Here is a 20,269-nt window from a genome sequence, read left to right as displayed (position 1 = left end):
TCTAGACGGAGAACACGACGTCTACACGCCCGGCAGAGCGGTCGCGTGGCGGAGCAGGGTGAGGCCGGGCACGGGTACCCGGGCGAGCTCGCGCCCGTTCCGGGCATCCACTTGTACGGCTCCGCCCTCGACGCCCGCGTACAGGGTCCCGTCCGGGGCCGCCACCAGCCCGCGTGGCGGCCCCGGCGTCCTGGCCGCGTGCCGTACGGCCAGGGAGTCGAGGTCGACGGTGAGCAGTGACGCACCGGCGGCCAGGTGGAGGGCGTCGGCCGACACGGCGGCGAAGGCAGGACCCGGCGACGCCGGCAGCGAGCCCACCTTCTTGATGGCGAGCTCCTCGACATCCGCTCGCACGAGCCGTCCGCTGGCGCCGTCGAACACATAGAGGCCCCGGGGTGAGACGGCGATCGCGTGCCCCTCCGCGGGGCCGTGCCCGAACGGCTCCGGCAGGTCGAGGCAGTAGGCCCAGCGCTCGGTGAGGCTCAGCACGTGTACGAAGGCGTGGACGCCTGTGGAACGCCCGGCCACCAGATCCCGGGTGTGCAGGTGGTCGGCCTGATGGGTGTAGAGCGTGTAGAGCCTGTCGCGGTGGGGGGAGAGCACGGCGAGCCGGCCCTCGCCACGCATGGTCTCCTCCTCGGCCACGGGCGTCTTCTCCCTGCCGAGGATCGGGCCCACCTCGCGGGACACCAGGTCGAGCACGCGGACCCGGTACGCCTCGGGAGCCGTCGACGGGAGGTACTGCAGAACGAACAGCGCGCCGCCGTCTGCCGAGAAGGCGTCGGGCTCGTAGTTCCCGTCCAGTTCGATGGTCATGGGCGCCCGCCCGCCGGAGGAATCCGCGATCACCAGACGGGTCGTGCGACGGCCGGGCGGGCCGTACGGCGTGGCAGGGGCGGGGTCGCCCAAGGCCACGAGCAGGTCGTTCTGCGAGACCGCGCGGATGGCCTTCGAGGTGGGCACGCCGGCACTGGAGATCCTCCGCCCGGTGACGGCGTCCACGGTCAGCAGGGAGTCTCCGGACAGGGTGTACAGGCGTGTCCAGTCGGCCGCGGGGACCGAGGCCGGAGGATTCGCGAGCCTGAGCCCGCTCCGGGCGTCCACGGCCGCCAGTCCGGACGTCGTGTCGGCGTAGACGAGGTGGGCCGGGCCCTTCCGCGGCGGAGGAGGGCCGGCGCACGCGCCGAGCAGGGCCGCTCCACCGCAGATCTTGAGGAAGTCGCGTCGCTCCATGTGATGTCTACACCGGATCGGGCGGAGAAGTTCGCTCCCGCCTGAACCCGCGGACAGCCGCTGGACACATGAGACCCTCCGGATCTCGACATTTGTCGGAAATACCGCGATCAAGAGAGAACGGCCGTCCAAAGACATTCGGCGCATCTCCCCCATAGCCTCGAGCGGGCCGCCTTTTACGGTCCCTTTAACTCCGCTCGAGGCCCCTCTCTCCGGTGTCCCGGGCGCCTGATCGTTAGGGAAGTTCGCCGATGTCCATACCGCGACGGGCGGCGGGCCTTGTGCCGCCGACCGCCCTCCGTAGTCCTGGATCAGCACGTCGTGGCGCCGCGGCGCTGGGCCTCGCCGTAGTCACCATCCTCACCGGGGTTGCCGCGACCTCCACCCCCGCCGCCGCGGACGCCCCGGCTGCCGCGGCCACCCCCGTCGGGCCGGTCTTCCAGAACGGCATGACCCAGCCGGTGTTCTCGTCGAACCGGAACGACTGGATCCGCCAGGAAGTATGGGTCCAGACTCCGATCGACAGCGACGGCGACGGACGTGACGACCGGGTGCACGCCGAGGTCACCCGGCTCCAGGAGACCGAGACGGCCGGTCTGAAGTCGCCTGTGGTCTACGAGGTGAGCCCCTACTACGCCGGCGGCAACCCGATCACGAACCACGACGTCGACCACGAACTCTACGAGGCCGTGCGCCCGGGCAAGGGCCACGACCGCGGCGGTCCGACGCTGAACCCGGCGACCGACGAGCGGATGGCCGCAGCGGGGACCGGCGCCGTCGCGGCTGCCGCGGCCACCGGCCCGCAGCCCGCCATCAGCACCAGCCAGGAGACCAACTGGCTGCCCCGCGGTTTCGCGGTGGTCCACGCGGAGTCGCTGGGCAGCGGCAAGTCCGACGGCTGCCCGACCACCGGTGGGCGCAACGAGACCATCGGCGCGAAGTCCGTCGTCGACTGGCTGAACGGTCGCGCGAAGGCCTACGACGCCGCCGGCGCGGAGGTCAAGGCCACGTGGACGACCGGCAAGGTCGGCATGATCGGCACCTCGTACAACGGCACCCTGCCCAACGCGGTCGCGAGCACCGGCGTCAAGGGTCTTGAGGCCATCGTGCCGATCTCGGCGATCTCCAGCTGGTACGACTACTACCGCGCGAACGGCGCCGTCGTCGCCGCCGGCGGCTACCAGGGCGAGGACACCGACGTGCTCGCCGAGTACGTCTACACGCGTGCGGACAAGCAGATCTGCCGCAGCGTCATCGACGAACTCGCCAAGGCGCAGGACCGGGTCACCGGCGACTACAGCGCCTTCTGGGACGAGCGCAACTACATGAACGACGTCAAGAAGGTCCACGCCGCGGTGCTGGTCGCGCACGGGCTCAACGACTGGAACGTCAAGACCAAGCAGGCCGCGCAGTGGTACGAGGCGCTCAAGGCGCGCAAGGTGCCGCACAAGATCTACCTGCATCAGGGCGGGCACGGCGGCTCCCCCAGCCTCGACGTCCTCAACCGCTGGTTCACCCGCTACCTGTGGGATTACAAGAACGGCGTGGAGCAGGACCCCCGGGCCCTGATCCAGCGCGAGGACCGGACGCTGGTGGAATACGCCGAGTGGCCGGACCCGACCGCGGTGGACACCAAGCTCGACCTGTCGGCCGGCGCGAACGGGGCCGCCGGCGTCCTCGCCCAGGACAAGAAGGGGCACGACAAGTCCGGGCATGACAAGAACCACCACGGCAAGCCCGCGACCGAGACGATCGTCGACGACGTGACGAAGACGGCGCAGACTCTCGCCGACGCGGCGACTTCTCCCAACCGCCTGGCCTACAAGTCGGGGACGCTGTCCGGTGCGGTCAGGCTCAGCGGCACGCCGCTCGTGTCGCTGCAGATGTCCTTCGGCCAGCCGGCCGCGAACGTCACGGCGCTGCTCGTCGACTACGACCAGAACGGCAAGGCGAAGATCATCACGCGAGGCTGGATCGATCCCCAGAACCGCGACTCGATCTGGAAGTCCAAGCCGATCAAGCCGGGCACCGAGTACCGCCTCGACTTCGACATGCAGCCGCATGACTATGTGTTCGCGGCGGGCCACCAGGTCGGCATCGTGCTGCTGTCGAGCGACTACGAGTACACCATCCGGCCCACCCCCGGCGCGACGCTGCACCTCGACACGGCGAAGAGCACGGTCAAGCTGCCGCTCGTGGGCGCGGCGGGCGAGTTCAACTAGGCGAACGGGCTGATCCCGGTCCCGGCGACAGGGCGGGCCGCCATCCGGCGGCCCGCCCTGTCCGGCGTCTGCGTCAGGGTGCCGGCAGGCATGCCGTCCGGCACCGTGGTTCCACGTCCTGGCAGGTGACTATGCCCTGTCACTCCCAGGAACATCGGGGTACTGCCTCTGTGATCGAGCACGCCGCAAGCTAGGCGTCGTACGGGGTCATCGCGCGACGTGCCGATGACTCACAAGGCTCACGAAGGCAGGTAGGACACGACATGGCCACCAACGTTCCCGGCGGGACCCTCACGCTCGCAGACGACCTCACCATCAGCCGGATGGGGTACGGCGCGATGCAGCTGGCCGGGCCCAACGTCTTCGGGCCGCCCAAGGATCGCGCCGAGGCCCTCGCGGTCCTGCGCGGGGCCGTCGAGCTGGGCATCACCCACATCGACACCAGCGACTTCTACGGGCCCGCCGTCGTCAACGAGCTCATCGCGGAGGCCCTGCGCCCCTACCCCGCCGACCTGCGCATCGCCACCAAGGTCGGCGCGCGCCGCGGCGAGGACGGCAGCTGGCGCCCGTCCCTGGAGCCCGAAGACCTCAAGGCCCAGGTACGCGAGAACCTCACGCGCCTCGACCTGGACACCCTCGACCTCGTCTACCTGCGTCTCGGCTCGCGCGACGGCACCACCGACGAGTCCGTCGCAGAGCAGTTCGGCGCCCTGGCCGAGCTGCGCGAGGACGGCCTGATCCGCCACCTCGGCCTCAGCGGCGTCTCCATGGTCCAGCTCACCGAAGCGCAGACCACGGCGCCCGTCGTCGCCGTGCAGAACCTCTACAACCTCGCGAACCGGCAGGACGACGCCCTCCTTGAGCGGTGCGCGGCCGACGGCATCGCCTTCGCCTCGTTCTTCCCCCTGGGCGGCTTCACCCCGCTCCAGTCCGGCACGCTCACCGAGGTCGCCGCCCGCGTGGGCGCCTCGCCTCAGCAGGTCGCCCTGGCCTGGCTGCTGCAGCGCTCGGCCACGACCGTCCTCATCCCGGGGACGTCCTCCGTGGCGCACCTCCGCGAGAACGTCGCCGCGGCCGGCCTGGCGTTGCCGGCGGACGCGATCGCGGAGCTCGACGGCATCGGCGAGTAGCACCCGAGGCGCACGACGGGTTGATCATCCGAGCCCGACGGGCACCGCCCACCGAGTCACCGCCAGGGGTGGATCACGCCTGCTGCCCGATGTTGACCATCCAGGAGATGCCGAACCGGTCCACGCACGAGCCGAACTCGTCGCCCCACATCTGCTTCTCCAGTGGGACCGACACGGTGCCGCCGTCGGCCAGCTTGTCCCAGTAGCCGCGCAGCTCGTCGGCGTCGTCTCCGCTCAGGCTCACCGAGATGTTGTCCCCGGGCTTGTGCTCCATCCCGGGCGGAGTGTCGGAGCCCATGATCGTGAATCCGCTGCCGGTCTCGAGCATGCCATGCATGATCTTGTCGGCTTCCGCTGAATTCCGCGCGCCGAAATCGCCGAAGGTGTTCAGCACCAAGGTGCCGCCGAAGACGTGCTTGTAGAACTCCATGGCTTGCCGTGCGTTGCCGGCGAAACTGATGTACGGGTTGAGTCGTGAGGCCACCGGATGCTCCTTTTGGTAGAGACCGAGAGGCATCTTCGCATATCAGTACGGCACCGGCAGGGGATTCGACGGACAGCCGAACCGCCTCCCAACGGGGAATTCGTTCAATGTGACGCCCTGGAAACCGCGCATCCGCATGATCATGCGATTCGCGATCTCCTACTCCCCCGCGTCGCGGTGCATGGGACGGCACAGCATAAAGATCGACTTTTGTCCTTTCGGTCAGGAATGGGGAATGATCGCCCTGGTGGAATCAAGCACCCGGAAATCCCGGATGGACACTCATTGCGAAACGGGGAACGATGACGGCCGGTGACATCGCTGTGGTGACGGGCGCCGGTTCGGGGATCGGCCGAGTGGTCAGCAGGGCGCTCCTGGACTCCGGGTACAGAGTCGCTCTCGCCGGCCGGCGGGAGCGGCCACTGCGGGAGACGGCCGAAGATCGCACCGACGCGCTGGTCGTGCCCACCGATGTCAGCGACCCCGACTCCGTCGCCGGCCTCTTCACCCGAGTACGCGATCGCTGGGGCCGGGTGGACCTGCTCTTCAACAACGCGGGCACGTTCGGCGCTCCCGGAGCCGTCGATGAGATCTCGGTGGCCGACTGGCGCCGTACGGTCGACACGAACCTGACGGGTGCGTTCCTGTGCGCGCACCACGCCGTCGCGGTGATGAAGGAGCAGCGGCCGAAGGGCGGGCGGATCATCAACAACGGCTCGGTGTCCGCGCACACCCCCCGCCCGGCCAGCGTGGCGTATACCGCCACCAAGCACGCCTTGACCGGCCTGACGAAATCGATCTCCCTCGACGGCCGGCCCCACGGGATCGCCTGTGGCCAGATCGACATCGGCAACGCGGCCACCGAGATGACCGAGACCATCGCGCGCGGGGTCGTTCAGGCGGACGGGACGCATGCCGCGGAGCCGACGTTCGACCCGGCGCACGTCACGGAGGCGGTGCTCTTCATGGCGGATCTTCCCCTGAACGCGAACGTGCTGTTCCTGACGATCACGGCGACGGGCATGCCGTTCGTCGGCCGTGGCTGACGCCGACGGTTCGTCGTGACCGCGTGGCGCGGACGGCCGCCTGTCACGACGGCGAGAATGTCGTCGAGTCGTCCGTTCCCTGAGATCGTTTCGTGAGCCCGGGCGTTCAGTGTCGGCCCTGCCTGATCGCGGAGAGAACACCAGGGGGCGCACGTGAACCAGACCGTTCCACACGACAGGCCTGAACAGCTGCAGCAGGTTCAGGCCGGTCTCATGCAGGGTGAGCAGATCATCGCCGTCTATGACGCCATTGGAGTGGGGACCGGATTCCTGGGGCTCACCGACCGCCGGGTGGTCCTCCAGGACAAGTCCTTCATGGGCAAGAAGGTGGCGATCACCAGCATCCCGTACTCCAAGATCACCAGTGTGAGTGTGGTGAGCAACAAATCGCTGGCGGGATCCTTCTTCTCGTCGGGCTCGATCGCGATCAACGTCGGCACACATGTGTACGAAGTGGATTTCCGGGGCGAGCAGAAGAGTCATCACGTCCACAGCGTGATCCTTCATTTCATCGCCGGCCCGTGATTGGGCCCGTGCCCGGCCCTGGACCACCGGCCAGGGCCGGGCACGCGCGGCGCGTTCAGACCGACGGGTGCGGGGACGGGTCGTAAGGCCCGACCTCCTCGTCCTCGGGGTCGTAGGGAAGGAATGAGGTCCCGAGCTTCGCCTGCCAGCCGACCGTCAGCAGTCGGCCGTTCTGCTCGTCCGGGCTCCGCGGGAGCAGGCCGATGTCGATCGGCGTGCCATAGGGGACGGTGAGGAACCGCGCCGGGGTGTCGAAGCTCATCTCAGTGCCGCCCTTACCTCGTCCTCGCCGATGAGGGGGTCGTTGCTCGGGCCGTTGTCCTCGAACGACGGCAGGGCCCGGGCGTTCGGGAGCGCGGTCGCCGGCGGCGTGGGATCCGGCGGAGCGGCGTTGTGGTACTCGGGGAAGTTGGCCTGGTAGTCGATCATCGCCTGGGTGATGTCGGCTTCGGCGAAACGGGGACCCCAGAACTGGGCCGACACCGCCAGCCCCTGCGCGTATCCGATCGGGAAGCTGACCATCGGCCAGCCGAGCGCGTTCGGCACCTGGTAGTAGGCGCGATAGACCGGGAAGCCCGGACCGCCGGACCGCTGCCCGATGACGTCTCCGATCGACATGACGAGCATGAAGTCGACCCCGTGGTCGCGCAGCGCCCTGGTGTAGTTGCCGATCAGCCGCCGGCGCCGCTGCTCGCCTTCGTACCGCACGGCGCCGGAGATCCCGCCGTTGAACCGGTCCGCTCCGGCAAAGCTCGCGGCCGGCTCTCCCGGAGCCCGCCGACCGTATTGGCCGGTCAGGGTGGCCACCGCGGCAGCTGACGGGATGCCGCTGGCGCAGAAGTCCGCGACCGCCGCGGCGAAGCGCACTTCGTACCGGTTGGAGTTGACGACCGCCGCGGACGGAGACACGGGCGAGCCGTCCACGGTGGCCAGCACCTCCGACGAGGCGAAGTAGGGGTTCTGGGAAGGGTCGGTCATGTCCAGACCGGGGAACAGGATGACCCTGGCGCCGAGGCTCTGCAGCTGGCTCGTCAGCCGGTTGAAGGCGGCGAGGTGACCCGCGCCGTACGTCGACTGCGGGCTCACGCCGACCTTGATCGATCCGCCGACGTTCATCCAGTCGGTCTGCGGGATGCCGATGGTCATCCCCTGGAGAGGCCGGCGGCCCCGGCGCGGGCTGAGCGGTATCTTCGGGAACGGGTCGGGGGCCGACAACGTCTGCGGGTCGTTGACCGGGTCGGGGCCGAGGATGGTGGCGAGGATCAACGCCGAGTCCCGGGCGCTGCGGCTGATCGGCCCGAGCAGGTCGTAGCCGGGCGACAGCGGCATGACCCCGGCGATCGAGACGGTGCCGAGCGAGGGCTTGATGCCGGAGGCTCCGTTGGCGGCCGAGGGCATGATGATGCTGCCGCCGGTCTCTTCGCCGATGCAGGCCGCCGCCAGCCGGGCCACCGGCGCGACACCGGAGCCCTGGCTTGACCCGCCGGGGACATAGGCCGTGTTCCAGGCGTTGCCCGCGAAGGTACCGGTGATGGACCCGGAGAAGGCCGAACAGATGGTGCTGCCGAGGAGGACCACGCCGGCCGCCCGCAGCCGGCCGACCACGGTGGCGTCCTGGAGCGCGAGGTTCCCCGCGAAGGCGGGCGAGCCGTTCTGCGCCGGAAGGCCCTTGATGCCGATCGAGTCCTTGATGCCCATGGGAATGCCCCAGAGCAGCGGCAACGGGTCACCGCTGCGACGGCACGCCGCGAGGCGCTTGTCCGCGGCCCTGGCGGCGGCGAGCGCGCCGGCCCGGTCGACGCGGACGAACGCGTTGTAGAGCCCGTTGTTCCCATAGGTCTCGAACGGGCCGTTGAACTTGTCGATGCGCTCCAGATACGCCTCGGTCAACTCGACGCTCGACACCTTGCCCGCCCGCAGCAGCGCCGCCAGTTCGAAGATCTCGTAGTCGACCACCCGCGACCGGCGCGGGATGTCCCTCACCGAGGGGAGCGACGCCGCATCCGAGAGGTCTCTGCCCTTGTCCGATCCATTGGTGCCGCCCGGGGCGGACGCCTTCGCCACCCCGCCGCCCAGAGTCACGGCCAGTGCCGTGCCCGCGGCCGCCGTGCCAGCGCCGCTGATGAGGGATCGCCGGCTCAGCGTGACGCCGCCGGTGCGCTCACCGGTCTGCCCGGCCTCGCCTGTGTCCTCGTGTTGCCCCACGTCCGTACCTCGTCTCTGCCGTGGTTTCCACACACGAACGGGGCACCCCCGGACGCCGGCCCGGTGACACCCAGCACGTCAGGCGAGACGATAAGGAGAGATCATTTCAAACACGTACATAGATCATGACGCCGACATTGCGGGCATAGGCGCACAGCCGTCCGCGCGCTGCGGTGCCGTCGTCTCCGTGGCCTGCCGGTGGCTCGGCCCGGTTCCTCACTGCCCGGTGCCTGCCATTGTCCGAACGGGGAGAAGGTCCGGACGTTTGGCTGTGCGGCCGTCCCCGGAGGAACGGCCCCGCAGACGTCTGCCCAGCCAGGGGCCGAGGAAGGCGGCGGCCCAGCGCAGCTCACCGGGGACGGCATGCCATCCGGCGGGCGAGGAGCCGTCCAGCGGCAGGGCGTGTGTCCAGGAGTCGTCGCTCCCGGGTAGGGCAAGGGCGTGGGCGACCGCGGCGGCGATCCGCTGGTGGCCGAGCGGGCCGGCGTGGAGCCGGTCGGCGGACCACAGGCGGGGATCGGTGACCACCGGGTGGTGGCCGGTCTCGGCGACGACGACCCCGTGACGCCGGGCCGCGTGGCGGACCCGAGAGTTGAGGGCGGTGATGCGGGAGCCGAGCGGGCGGGCGATGGGGATGATCCGCGTCATGTCGGGGAAGGTGAGCGTGGCGACCCGCGCGCCCTGGGCGGTGAGGGCCGCGAACATCGCCTCCAGATGTCCGGCGACCTCGTCGGCGTCGAACCGCGGCCGCAGCAGGTCGTTGACCCCGGCGACCACGGTGGCCAGGTCGGGGCGGAGGTCGAGGGCGGGTGCGAGTTGCTCGGCGTGGACCTGCCCGGCCAGGCGTCCTCGTACGGCCAGGTTGGCGTAGTGCAGATCGGGGCTGTGCCGTACGAGCTGTTCGGCGAGCCGGTCGGCCCAGCCTCGCAGCCCGACGATCTCGTCTCCGTCACCGAGACCCTCGGTCTGGCTGTCGCCCAGGGCGACGTAGCGTAGGTAAGGCCGGTCAGTTCCGGGCATGGGCGGCTTTCCTCTCTCGCAGGACGGCGGCCGTGCGTTCGCACCAGTCGCGGTTGCCGTGCTCGAAGGCGAGGCCGCGCAGGCAGGTCAGGTAGGGCCCGATGCGCTCGCCGTGGCGCAGGAACTCCTCTTCCGTACGGTCGCCCCGCATGGACTGCAGCAGCCTGCCGAACAGGTCGATCTTGGCCTGCGCGAATTCGGAGCGCTCGGTCAGCCGCGCGATCAGCGTCTCGGTGTCGACGTGGTCCGCGGCCTGGACCTTGACGAGCAGGTCGTCGCGGATGAAGGAGGGCTTGGCGGCAAGTGCCGTGAAATGCTCCAACTCGGCCAGGCCGGCGTCGGTGACCCGGAACAGGCGCTTGTTGGGCCGGGTTTCCTGGACCACCTCCCGGCCCGTGACCAGGCCGTCCTGCTCCAGCCGGGTCAGCTCGGCGTACAACTGCTGCGGCTGGGCGTGCCAGAAGTTGGCCACGCCCAGGTCGAAGGCCTTCGTCAGCTGGTATCCGCTCAGTTCCTCGTCGAGCAGCGCCGCCAGCACGGCATGCCGCAAGGCCATCGGATCGCCTCCCCCGTGCCTCTGTCCATGAGCACCCTCTCAGATACTCATGAATCTGAATAGCCATATTCATGAGTACCGAGGCGCCAGGCTCGTGCCCTCATCTCGCAGGAGGCCGGACTGGTGGCCGGACCGGGGCCGAAGCCTGGCGCCGAAGCCTGGCGCCGCAGCCCGCGGATGCGGGGGCAAGGGGCCGCGTTTTCGTTTCTCATGGAATCTCGGACGACTTCCGTGAGAAACGAAAACGCAGCGGCTGGAGGAGCATCGGCTGACCGATGTCGAAGACGGTCAGCCATCCGGCGCCGCCAGGCCGGGGGCGGAGGATGAGCGAGGCGGCGACCTTCCGATGAGGGCTGGCAGAATCCCCTCATGAACTCGGAGACGATCACCGCGGCGGCCGCGGGCACGTGGAATCTCGGCGACCTCACGGTCAATCGCGTGGGACTCGGGGCGATGCGGCTCACGGGCAGTGCGCCGTTCGACCTGGGCGAGCCGAGCGATCGCGAACGGTCGATCCGTGTGTTGCGGCGTGCGGTCGAACTCGGCGTGAACCACATCGACACCGCCTCGTTCTATTTCTCGTCGCTGCGTTCGGCCAACGAGCTGATCAACCGGGCGCTGGCTCCCTACCCCGACGATCTGGTCATCGTCACCAAGGTCGGACCGTGGCGCGACCCCTCGGGCGCCTGGGTCCCCTTCGCCGAGCCGGACAAGTTGCGCGGCCAGGTCGAGGAGAACCTGCGTCAGCTCGGCCGCGATCACCTCGATGTGGTCAACCTGCGCGTCGCACCGATCGAATCGATCGCCGACCACTTCGGCGTACTGGCGGAGCTCCGCGAGGAGGGGCTCATCCGTCACCTGGGGGTCTCCAACATCGTCCCCCGCCACCTCGCGCAGGCCCAGGCCATCGCGCCGGTGGTCTGCGTGCAGAACCGCTACGGCCGGGACGGCCGCGCCCCTCAATCCGACGATCTCCTGCGGGTCTGCGGTGAGCAGGGCATCGCCTTCGTGCCCTTCTACGCCATCGCCGGCGAAGGCCGTGACACCGGCGCCGGCAACAGCGACGACGATGCGATCCTCGCCGTCGCCCGCGCTCACGGCGCGACGACCGCCCAGGTCCGGCTGGCATGGATGTTGCGGCAGGGCCCGCACGTACTGGTCATCCCGGGAACCGGCGATCCCGGCCACGTCGTCGAGAACGTGGCGGCCGGCGCGCTCCGGCTGTCCGATGAGGACATCGCACGACTCTCAGGCTGAGGGTCACCGGATCGACGGGCCCCCTCAGCGTGGGCCGATCGGCGTCAGCGTCCCGGCTGACGCCTCCACCACCGCGGCGGCCACTCTGCCCAGCGAGGGTTTCAACGCGCTGACGCCACAACACTGGGCGGGCCGGCGCAGCGAGCCCGCGCCGTCGTTCCCGATTCCGAGCGGGGACATCCCCGTCGCCACCGCGGCCGCCTCCCCGCCACTCGAGCCGCCCGGCGTGTGCCCCGCCGGCCAGGGATTGACCGTCGGGCCGCGCAGCGCGTTGTCGGTGTGCCAGCGCATGCCGAACTCGGGCATGTTCGTCCGGCCGATCGGGATCGCTCCCGCCGCGCTTGTCTTCTTCGGGGGCGTCCGCCGTCCACCTGGTTCCCCCCGCTCGGCGGGGACTCGGAACCTTCGCCGTCACACCATGGCGATGCCGGGCCCGAGGCTCCACACTGTGGGAGTGACAGACCATCTGAAACGAATCAAGCTCGACATACCCGACGGACTCGAGTACGCGCCCGTCCACGACATGCACGGCCACGTGGTGACGGTCTTCGAGTCCACGGAGATCGACGGTCACCGTTCATTGAAGATCGGCAGCAGGACCCTTCAGCTCCGGAAAGTGGGAGTCGACAAGGAAGCGGAGATCGAGGTCTTCCGCGCCCAGTCGATTTCAGAGGCGTCCTACTGACGCCTCCCCCCTCAATCCGCGGCGTCGTCGCGGCATCCGAGAGCGACGGCGAGATCGCCGAGGTGGAGCGCCACGGGGCCGAGGGTGAGCAGCGCGCTGCCCGCTCCGGGCCAGTACAGCACTGTGGGGGGCCTGGGCCCCCCACCTGGAACACATCTTCGTCTCGTCCGGCCATTTCATGGCCGAAGAAGCGCCGGCCGACGTCGTCAAGGCACTGCGCGATCTCCTGGCCGGGTAGGGACGGCCCGCGCCTTCAGGACCTGACGTCGTTCCAGGCCGTGCTGTTCAAGAAGTAGGTGTCGTACAGCTCCTGGACCTCCAGCAGGCTCTCCGGCGGCACCTTCCCGTAGGCGATGCGCTCCAGATGCCGGAAGTACTCGAATCGCTCGACGCCCGGGGTGATGACGATGAGGATGTCGGCGTTCTCTCCAGGTGCGGCGGCGAAGGCGTGCGCGAGACCGGGCGGCACGATGACCAGGTCACCGCGTTCCGCGGTCACGACCTGCTCACCGGACAACAGTTGCGCCGTGCCGTCCAGCATGTAGAACAGCTCGGCGGAGCCGTCATGGCGGTGCGGTTTGGCACCGTCGGCGCCGTCCATCAGGCTGACCCGCTGGGTCGACAGCGCTCCGCCGGTCGAGCTGCTGTCGGCCAGCAGCCGGATGGTGATCGGGGCCTGGCCGATCACTTCGGCCTCTGCGGATCGGACGATGACGGACTCGTCGAAGTTCGGCACGATCAGCGACATCGGGGGGACTCCTTGCTTGAGGGGGTTGCGTGCGGAGGACTGGGTGTCTCAGACGATGAACAGCAGGGCGGCGCTGATGAGGACGACCACGGCGGTGGCGAAGTGGATGCCGAAGGCGACCGCCTTGGTGCCGCCGTGACGCAGGACGATGAGGGTATCGCCAAGGGGGACGAGGGCCACGATGAGCATGTACCAGGCTTCGGCGCGGGCGCTCACGAAGGCGAGCAGGGCGAGGCCGAGTAAGCCGTAGGTCAAGTCACGCAGGCCCTTGATGGTGAGGTAGGCGGCGTCGCCGTTCTCCTTGGCGGGTACCCCATAGCCGGCGGCCGAGGCACGGGGCACCACCAGGAACCGGACGCCGATGAAGATGATGAAGAGGTTGAGCAGGATGGCCAGTCCGTAAGCGGTGGGGGTGAGCACGACCTTCTCCTTGCTAGCAGCGCTAGGTACGAGAGCGACACTAACATAGCCTCGACAGATCCGCTAGCGGCGCTAGAATGATGGCCATGTCCATACAGGCGCGCCGGGAGCGCGAGCGAGCTGAGCGGCAACAGCTGATCGTCACGGCCGCGCGGGAACTGGCCGAATCAGAGGGCTGGGACGCGGTGACCACGCGACGGCTCGCCGAGGAGATCGAGTACAGCCAGCCCGTCCTCTACAGCCACTTCAAGGGCAAGGACGCGATCATGGTCGCGGTCGCCCTGGAAGGCTTCGCCGACCTCGCCGTCGAACTGCGTGCGGCCCGTACGGCGGAGACCGACCCTCGCCAGGCCCTGGCCGCGGTCGGGGCCGCGTACGCCATGTTCGGCGAGCGGCGGCCCGCACTGTACGACGCGATGTTCACGCACGTCATCGACCTGCGGTTCGGCAGTGCCGAGACGCCGCCCGCCCTGCGGGAGGCCTTCGGCGAGTTCCTCGAGGCCGTACGGCCCCTGGTACGGGACGACGACCTGGAGACGCTCACCGAGACCTTCTGGAGCGGGCTGCACGGGCTCCTCACGCTCATGCGCAACGGCAGGCTCCGGCGCGACCATCATGAGCAGCGACTGGCGCTGCTCCTCAGCCGCTTCTCGGGCTGACCCGCCGCCTGGCCGGCCGGCTGCCGTACGGAGGCACTCCCCCCGTTCCCGCCCCGGCGGGGAGACGAAGTAAGGTGGTTGGCCAGTGATCGGGACAGGGAGACCACACGTGGTGGGTGACGACGACATCTCCGGGTGATGCCGGAAGTGATCGGCCACCGGCGGGCGCGCAGGAGCGCCGCGGCCGTGGCCGCTTCGTCGTTCCATAAATCCCTGTTTCCCTGCTGGGCGTCCCCGGCACGCCCGCATCACACTCGAGGGCTCTCGCATGTCCGACGCGTTCATCATCTGCTCGAACCTCACTTTCTCCTGGCCCGATGACACCCCGGTCTTCCAGGACCTCTCCTTCACCGTGGGCGGCGGCCGCACGGGCCTCGTCGCACCGAACGGCGCGGGTAAGAGCACCCTGCTCAAGCTCATCGCCGGCGAGTACCGGCCCGGCGGCGGCACCGCGTCCGTCAGGGGGGTGCTCGGCTACCTCCCGCAGAGCCTGCCCCTCGTCGGCGACCTGACCGTCGCGGAGGTCCTCGGGATCGCTCCGGTGATCAGGGCACTCGACGCCATCGAGTCCGGAGACGCGAGCGAGGAGCACTTCACCGCGGTCGGCAACGACTGGGACATCGAGGAGCGCACCCGCGCCCAACTGGACCGGCTCGGCCTCGGAGACGTCACCCTCACCCGGCACCTGCGCACCCTCAGCGGCGGCCAGGTCGTCTCCCTCGGACTGGCGGCACAACTGCTGAAGCGGCCCGACGTCCTGTTGCTCGACGAACCCACCAACAACCTCGACCTCGACGCCCGGCGCAAGCTGTACGGCGTGCTCGAGGACTGGAACGGCTGCCTGCTGCTGGTCAGCCACGACCGGGCGCTGCTCGACCGCATGGACCGCATCGCCGAACTCGACCGGGGCGAGGTCCGCTCCTACGGCGGGAACTTCAGCGCGTACGAGGAGGCCGTACGCGCGGCGCGGGAGGTCGCCGAGAAGAACATCCGCAACGCCGAGCAGGAGGTCAAGCGGGAGAAGCGGGAGATGCAGCAGGCCCGGGAGCGGGCCGAGCGCCGGGCCGGCAACGCCGCCCGCAACCTCAAGAGCGCCGGTCTGCCGAAGATCTTCGCCGGGAACATGAAGAGGGGCGCACAGGAGTCGGCGGGAAAGTCGAACGAGACGCATGCCGCGCGGGTCGGCGACGCCAAGGCCCGGCTCGACGAGGCCGGCCGAGCCCTGCGCGAGGAGCAGAAGATATCGCTGGAACTGCCCGCGACCAACGTCCCGGCCGGACGTACGGTCTTCCTCGGCGAACGGATGCAGGTCCACTACGGTGACCGGGTCCTGTTCGCGGGACAAGGAGCCGACCTGACGATCCGGGGGCCCGAGCGGATCGCCCTGACCGGCCCCAACGGCGCCGGCAAGTCCACCCTGCTGCGCGTGATCAACGGCGAGGTGAGGCCGGAGGGCGGCGGCACCAGGCGGGCCGACGGGCGGGTCGCCTCCCTGTCCCAACGGCTCGACCTGCTGGACCTCGACCGGACCGTGGCGGAGAACCTGGCCGCGTTCGCGCCCGGGATGCTGGAGGCGGAGCGGATGAACCTGCTGGCCCGATTCCTGTTCCGGGGCTCCCGCGTTCATCTCCCTGTCGGAGTGTTGTCCGGAGGCGAGCGGCTGCGTGCGACCCTGGCCTGTGTCCTGTACGCCGAGCCGGCGCCCCAGTTGCTGCTGCTGGACGAACCGACCAACAATCTCGACCTGGTCAGCGTCGGTCAACTGGAGAGCGCGCTCAACGCCTACGAAGGCGCGTTCGTGGTGGTCAGCCACGACCAGCGGTTCCTCTCGGAGATCAAGGTAGGCCGCTGGCTGCGGCTCGCCGACGGCCGCCTGATGGAGACGGGAGCACCCGACGGCGACTGAGGACAGGTGTCAGGCACCGGTGGTCGCCTGTGCCTGAGCCCCCGTGTGGTCGGTGACGTAGCGGTTCAGGTGGCCGGCGCCCTCCAGCATGGCGGCGGCCGTCCGGGTCAGAGCGGCCCGGCGGTCGGCGATGGCGGCGCGCAGCGCCTCACTGCCGCCTGTACGGCGCAGGCCGTCGAGGACGGTCCCGATCTGGGACAGGGGATAGTGCCCCTGCCGCAACATGCCGACCATGCGGGCGTCCCGGACGTCGGCCGGGTCATAGAGCCGGTACCCGGTGCCGGCCTCGCGCCGCGGCGCGAGCAGACCGGCGGCCTCCCACACCCGCAGGGCCGACGTGCGCACACCGAGGTGGGCGGCGACCTCTCCGATGCGCATGCCGGAGTACGGCGTCGCCGAGGCGCCGGAGGCCTGCCCCGCGACCGCTTCGAGCGCCTCGCCCGTCGCCTGGAGGGAAAGGCGCTGCTCATGCAGCATGGCGTGGACGGCGTCGACGAGGGCCAGCGCCCGGGGAAGGTCGCCGGAGTGCAGGGCCTGCATGATCGAGCGGGCGGCGTCCCACCCGTATCCCTTCGCCAGCGCCCGGTAGGTGAGCAGCGCGTCGCGATGCCGTGCGTCGAACAGGCGGTAGCCGGCGGGGGTCCGTCCGGCGGGCGGCAGGATGCCCGCGTCGGCGTAGTTGCGGATCTGCTGGGTGGAGACGCCCGCGGCCCGCGCCAGATCGACCGGGCGCATCGTCGCACGTGTGTTGACACCGCTATTTGAGGGTTGAACGCCCATGGCCCCACCATATGCCAGTGATCATCATCAGGACTCTAAACAACCAGGTTCAATGAGACGCTTGAAGGCATGGATGCAGGTGACAACGACCACAGGCCAGGAGACCCCGTCCGTCCACTCCCCCCGGATCACGGCGCCGAGCCGGTCATCGAGACCTACGGCTTGCGCATGCGGTACGGGTCCGCCGACGTGCTCCACGGGGTGGATCTCCGCGTGCACCAGGGTGAGGTGGTGGCCCTGCTGGGCCCGAACGGCGCGGGCAAGACGACGACGATCGAGATCCTGGAGGGGTTCCGCCGGCGTTCGGCCGGTGAGGTGCGCGTGCTGGGCGTCGATCCCGACGACGGAGACGAGGCCTGGCGCGCCAGGCTGGGCATCGTGCTGCAGTCCTGGCGCGACCACGGCAAATGGCGGGTCCGCGAGCTGCTGGACCACCTCGGCCGCTACTACACGCCGTACGGCACACCACACCGCGCCCGGCCGTACGACGCCGACGAGCTGCTCGGTCTGGTGGGTCTGGCCGACCGCGCGAGCGCGGTGGTCGGCTCCCTGTCCGGCGGGCAGCGACGCCGGCTCGACGTGGCGATCGGGCTGGTGGGCCGGCCGGACCTGCTGTTCCTCGACGAGCCGACCGTCGGCTTCGATCCGCAGGCCCGGCGCGAGTTCCACGAGCTGGTGCAGCGTCTGTCGGATCTGGAGGACACCGCGATCCTGCTCACCACGCACGACCTGGACGAGGCGGAGAGGCTCGCCGACCGGATCGTGATCCTGGCGGGCGGCCGCATCGTGGCCGACGGCAACGCGGCGGAGCTGGCCGGGCGGGTCTCCGGCAAGGCCGAGGTCCGCTACAGCAGGGACGGTGAGCACCATGTGGAGTCCGTCGAGGACGCCACCGGGCGCGTGCGCGAACTGTTCGCCAAGTACGGCGAGGCGATCGGCGACCTGGAGGTGCGCAGGGTCAGCCTGGAGGACGTCTACATGACGCTGGTGCACGAATTCGAGTCCGGACGGCGCACGGAGGCGCCGAGCGAGCTGACGGAGGTGGCCCGATGAGCTCTCGCATGGTCGCCGTCCGCGCGGGCCTGCAGCGCGGCTGGATCGAGTTCCGGCAGAGCACGACCAACGGGCAGGACCTCTGGTCGGTGCTGTTCTTCCCGATCATCGCTCTGGTCGTCATGTTCCTCCTGCGGCACAACACGGTGCCGGGGACCGGCTTCTCCCTGGGCTCGCAGTCGATCCCCGGCATCTTGGGGATGAACGTCGTGCTCAACGGGATGGTGGCCCTGGCCCTGTCCCTGACCATGGACCGCGAGGACGGCACACTACTGCGCGCCAGGCGACGCCGAACGGGATGGTCGGCTACCTCACCGGCAAGGTGCTCAGCAGGACGGGCACGGCCGTGGTGGGGCTGCTCATCCCGCTGGTCCCGGCGCTGTTCCTGTTCGACGGGCTGGAGCTGGGCGGCGTGTCGTCGTGGGTGACGCTGGTCTGGGTGCTGGCACTCGGCCTGGTCGCGCTGCTGCCGATCGGCGCCGTCCTCGGCTCCCTGTTCAACACCGCGCAGGGCATGGGCTTCGTCACGCTGCCGATCATGATGCTCATGGGCGTCTCGGGCGTGTTCTACCCGATCAGCGCGTTCCCCGAATGGCTGCAGTGGGTCGCCCAGGTCTTCCCGCTCTACTGGCTGGGTCTGGGCCTGCGCTCGGCGATGTTGCCGGAGACACTGGCCGCCGCCGAGGCCGGCGAGTCCTGGCGGCACCTGGAGACGGTCGGCGTCCTGGGCCTGTGGGCGATCGCGGGACTCCTGCTCGCGCCGGTCGTGCTGCGCCGGATGGCGCGCCGCGAGTCGGGCTCCGCCGTCGCCGTCCGCCGGCAGAAGGCGATGCAGCGGACGATGTAGAGGTCAGCCGGGCGGTTCCGCCAGCCGGGTCCAACGGGTCCAGCCACGCTCGCGCACCACGTCCAGCAGCCGCTTCGCCCGCGGGTCGTACTCGACGCTGAGTGCGTCCAGCAGGTCGAACGCCAGATCGTCACGCACCACCTCGCCGCGGTCCATCTCGCCGGAGGTGAATGCCTGCTCGGACAACCTCACCATGATGTCGGCGACTTCCTCCACACGCGGATCGTCGTCGTAGGCGTCGCTTTCCAAGAGCTCCGACAGGAGACGATAGAGCCGAACCATTTGCGGGTCATCGAGCTGCGCGAGTTTCATGGGCATGACCTCGCGGATGTGATCGGGCCAACGAGCCGCGACCAGGATCCACCCGTCCCGCTCACCTTCCACCATCCGCTCTGACGCCCCGATCTCCCGAAGCCGGTCGAGATAGAAGATCACCTCCGGCGGGAGCGCCAGACTGTCCCCGGCAGCGAGCTGCGCGATCTGCTTGCGGCTGGTCTCAAGCCGTTCGATCTCGCCGCGCAGGTCGCTGTCGATCCTCTGGACCGCTTCGGCGAAGGTCGACGCGTCGGCTTCGAGCATCTGACTGATCTCAGACAGCGGCACGCCGGCGTTGGCGAGGGTGCGGATCCTGATGAGGGACACGACCGCCGTCGCGCCGTAACGCCGGTATCCCGAGGCATCCCGGTCCGGCTCGGGCAGTAGTCCGATCTGGTGATAGTGCCGTACCGCCCGCACCGTGACGCCGGCGTACGCCGCCAGTTGACCGATCGTCAGCATGCTCTGATCCTGCCCTCAACTCGCCCTACCCGGTCGACCCGGGTTCAGGAGATCCTGCGACGGTATGCGTTGTTGGCGAAGATGTAGGCGACGATGAGGATGCCGACGCACCAGGCGAGGGCGATCCAGATGTCGGTGCCGACCGGCTGCTCGGTGAACAGGTTGCGGATGGCGTTGACGATGGAGGTCACCGGCTGGTTGTCGGCGAAGGCGCGCACCGGGCCCGGCATGGTGTCGGTGGGCACGAACGCCGAGCTGATGAACGGCAGGAAGATCAGCGGGTAGGCGAACCCGCCCGCCCCGTCCACACTCTTCGCGGTCAGGCCGGGGATCACCGCGATCCACGTCAACGCCAGGGTGAACAGGATGAGGATGCCGGCGACCGCGAGCCAGGCCGGCACTCCCGCCGACGAGCGAAAGCCCATGAGCAGGGCGACGAGCACGACGACCACCAGTGAGATCGCATTGGCGACCAGCGAGGTCAGCACGTGCGCCCACAACACGGACGACCGCGCGATCGGCATGGACTGGAACCGCTCGAAGATCCCGCCCTTCATGTCCAGGAACAGCCGCAACGCGGTGTAGGCGATGCCCGAAGCGATCGTGATCAGCAGGATGCCGGGCAGCAGGTAGTTCACATAGGACTCAGACCCCGTTTTGATGGCCCCGCCTAAGACGTAGACGAACAGCAGCATCATGGCGATCGGCGTGATCGT

22 protein-coding genes and 2 pseudogenes are annotated in these 20,269 nt (G+C 69.4%); 12 read left to right on the top strand and 12 right to left on the bottom strand.

The annotated features are described in order from the left end of the window. Positions 1-21 precede the first annotated feature (21 nt). A complete protein-coding gene (locus Psi02_RS39120; RefSeq protein WP_203980974.1) occupies positions 22-1,233 on the bottom strand; it encodes an NHL repeat-containing protein in 1,212 nt (403 codons plus the stop codon). 251 nt (positions 1,234-1,484) lie between these two features. Between Psi02_RS39120 and Psi02_RS39115 the strand changes: the two genes are divergently transcribed. Continuing rightward, positions 1,485-3,455 carry a Xaa-Pro dipeptidyl-peptidase gene (locus tag Psi02_RS39115; RefSeq protein ID WP_203980973.1) on the top strand — a complete coding sequence of 657 codons (1,971 nt, stop codon included), beginning with the start codon at positions 1,485-1,487 and terminating at the stop codon, positions 3,453-3,455. A 263-nt stretch (positions 3,456-3,718) separates the two neighbouring features. Further along, positions 3,719-4,585: an oxidoreductase gene (locus Psi02_RS39110; protein ID WP_203980972.1), complete on the top strand. Its 867-nt coding sequence runs from the start codon at positions 3,719-3,721 to the stop codon at positions 4,583-4,585. Between the two features lie 73 nt (positions 4,586-4,658). On the opposite strand, the gene Psi02_RS39105 is transcribed toward Psi02_RS39110, so the two are convergent. After that, positions 4,659-5,069 (bottom strand): VOC family protein, encoded by a 411-nt coding sequence (locus Psi02_RS39105; protein WP_203980971.1) that lies wholly within the window; start codon positions 5,067-5,069, stop codon positions 4,659-4,661. Between the two features lie 302 nt (positions 5,070-5,371). Between Psi02_RS39105 and Psi02_RS39100 the strand changes: the two genes are divergently transcribed. Further along, positions 5,372-6,115, top strand: a complete 744-nt coding sequence (locus Psi02_RS39100) for an SDR family oxidoreductase (protein WP_203980970.1) — start codon at positions 5,372-5,374, stop codon at positions 6,113-6,115. 153 nt (positions 6,116-6,268) lie between these two features. Next, positions 6,269-6,640 carry a PH domain-containing protein gene (locus tag Psi02_RS39095; protein WP_239095530.1) on the top strand — a complete coding sequence of 124 codons (372 nt, stop codon included), beginning with the start codon at positions 6,269-6,271 and terminating at the stop codon, positions 6,638-6,640. A 55-nt stretch (positions 6,641-6,695) separates the two neighbouring features. Here Psi02_RS39095 and Psi02_RS39090 read toward each other — a convergent pair whose 3' ends face one another. From Psi02_RS39090 to Psi02_RS39075, 4 genes are all read right to left on the bottom strand, one after another. Next, positions 6,696-6,902 carry a hypothetical protein gene (locus Psi02_RS39090; RefSeq protein ID WP_203980969.1) on the bottom strand — a complete coding sequence of 69 codons (207 nt, stop codon included), beginning with the start codon at positions 6,900-6,902 and terminating at the stop codon, positions 6,696-6,698. Next, on the bottom strand, positions 6,899-8,845 hold the full coding sequence (locus tag Psi02_RS39085; protein ID WP_203980968.1) for an amidase: 1,947 nt from the start codon (positions 8,843-8,845) through the stop codon (positions 6,899-6,901). The genes Psi02_RS39090 and Psi02_RS39085 overlap by 4 nt, the downstream gene beginning before the upstream one ends. A 216-nt stretch (positions 8,846-9,061) precedes the next feature. After that, the gene (locus tag Psi02_RS39080; RefSeq protein WP_203980967.1) at positions 9,062-9,865 is read right to left on the bottom strand and encodes an SGNH/GDSL hydrolase family protein; all 804 of its coding nucleotides are present in this window, start codon (positions 9,863-9,865) and stop codon (positions 9,062-9,064) included. After that, a complete protein-coding gene (locus tag Psi02_RS39075; RefSeq protein WP_203980966.1) occupies positions 9,852-10,421 on the bottom strand; it encodes a PadR family transcriptional regulator in 570 nt (189 codons plus the stop codon). Before Psi02_RS39075 ends, Psi02_RS39080 begins: the two co-directional genes overlap by 14 nt. 369 nt (positions 10,422-10,790) lie before the next feature. Here Psi02_RS39075 and Psi02_RS39070 point away from each other — a divergent pair, with 369 nt between their 5' ends. After that, positions 10,791-11,678 (top strand): oxidoreductase, encoded by an 888-nt coding sequence (locus Psi02_RS39070; RefSeq protein ID WP_203980965.1) that lies wholly within the window; start codon positions 10,791-10,793, stop codon positions 11,676-11,678. Between the two features lie 24 nt (positions 11,679-11,702). Here the strand turns inward: Psi02_RS39070 and Psi02_RS39065 are convergent. Then, positions 11,703-12,008: pseudogene (locus tag Psi02_RS39065) on the bottom strand (amidase family protein); the annotation flags it as partial. Between the two features lie 124 nt (positions 12,009-12,132). On the opposite strand from Psi02_RS39065, the gene Psi02_RS39060 reads away from it, so the two are divergent. Next, the gene (locus Psi02_RS39060; protein ID WP_203955495.1) at positions 12,133-12,363 is read left to right on the top strand and encodes a hypothetical protein; all 231 of its coding nucleotides are present in this window, start codon (positions 12,133-12,135) and stop codon (positions 12,361-12,363) included. A gap of 112 nt (positions 12,364-12,475) precedes the next feature. After that, positions 12,476-12,601: pseudogene (locus tag Psi02_RS41345) on the top strand (alpha/beta hydrolase); the annotation flags it as partial. A 15-nt stretch (positions 12,602-12,616) separates the two neighbouring features. Here the strand turns inward: Psi02_RS41345 and Psi02_RS39055 are convergent. Then, positions 12,617-13,111, bottom strand: coding sequence for a cupin domain-containing protein (locus Psi02_RS39055; RefSeq protein ID WP_203980963.1), 495 nt, complete (start codon positions 13,109-13,111; stop codon positions 12,617-12,619). Positions 13,112-13,159: 48 nt separating this feature from the next. Further along, entirely contained in the window at positions 13,160-13,531 is a 372-nt protein-coding gene (locus Psi02_RS39050; RefSeq protein WP_203980962.1) for a DUF4267 domain-containing protein, read from the bottom strand. A gap of 86 nt (positions 13,532-13,617) precedes the next feature. On the opposite strand from Psi02_RS39050, the gene Psi02_RS39045 reads away from it, so the two are divergent. Both Psi02_RS39045 and abc-f read left to right on the top strand, forming a co-directional pair. Next, positions 13,618-14,190 (top strand): TetR/AcrR family transcriptional regulator, encoded by a 573-nt coding sequence (locus Psi02_RS39045; protein ID WP_203980961.1) that lies wholly within the window; start codon positions 13,618-13,620, stop codon positions 14,188-14,190. A gap of 268 nt (positions 14,191-14,458) precedes the next feature. Beyond that, on the top strand, positions 14,459-16,096 hold the full coding sequence (gene abc-f / locus Psi02_RS39040) for a ribosomal protection-like ABC-F family protein (protein ID WP_203980960.1): 1,638 nt from the start codon (positions 14,459-14,461) through the stop codon (positions 16,094-16,096). Positions 16,097-16,105: 9 nt separating this feature from the next. Here the strand turns inward: abc-f and Psi02_RS39035 are convergent, their stop codons facing one another. Then, a complete protein-coding gene (locus Psi02_RS39035; protein ID WP_203980959.1) occupies positions 16,106-16,831 on the bottom strand; it encodes a MerR family transcriptional regulator in 726 nt (241 codons plus the stop codon). A 114-nt stretch (positions 16,832-16,945) separates the two neighbouring features. Between Psi02_RS39035 and Psi02_RS39030 the strand changes: the two genes are divergently transcribed. From Psi02_RS39030 to Psi02_RS40555, 3 genes are read left to right on the top strand one after another with little or no spacing between them, the layout of a single operon-like run. After that, a complete protein-coding gene (locus Psi02_RS39030) occupies positions 16,946-17,929 on the top strand; it encodes an ABC transporter ATP-binding protein (protein WP_203980958.1) in 984 nt (327 codons plus the stop codon). After that, positions 17,926-18,357, top strand: coding sequence for a hypothetical protein (locus Psi02_RS40560; protein ID WP_239095529.1), 432 nt, complete (start codon positions 17,926-17,928; stop codon positions 18,355-18,357). Before Psi02_RS39030 ends, Psi02_RS40560 begins: the two co-directional genes overlap by 4 nt. After that, positions 18,252-18,776 (top strand): ABC transporter permease, encoded by a 525-nt coding sequence (locus Psi02_RS40555; RefSeq protein ID WP_239095531.1) that lies wholly within the window; start codon positions 18,252-18,254, stop codon positions 18,774-18,776. Before Psi02_RS40560 ends, Psi02_RS40555 begins: the two co-directional genes overlap by 106 nt. 3 nt (positions 18,777-18,779) lie before the next feature. Here Psi02_RS40555 and Psi02_RS39020 read toward each other — a convergent pair whose 3' ends face one another. Both Psi02_RS39020 and Psi02_RS39015 read right to left on the bottom strand, forming a co-directional pair. Then, entirely contained in the window at positions 18,780-19,553 is a 774-nt protein-coding gene (locus tag Psi02_RS39020) for a MerR family transcriptional regulator (RefSeq protein WP_203980957.1), read from the bottom strand. 44 nt (positions 19,554-19,597) lie between these two features. Further along, positions 19,598-20,269: ABC transporter permease (locus tag Psi02_RS39015; protein ID WP_203980956.1), on the bottom strand; the 672-nt coding region annotated here is incomplete at its 5' end.

The sequence above is a fragment of the Planotetraspora silvatica genome, from assembly GCF_016863315.1.
GTDB classification, from domain to species: domain Bacteria; phylum Actinomycetota; class Actinomycetes; order Streptosporangiales; family Streptosporangiaceae; genus Planotetraspora; species Planotetraspora silvatica.
This window is presented reverse-complemented; position numbering and strand designations above follow the sequence as displayed.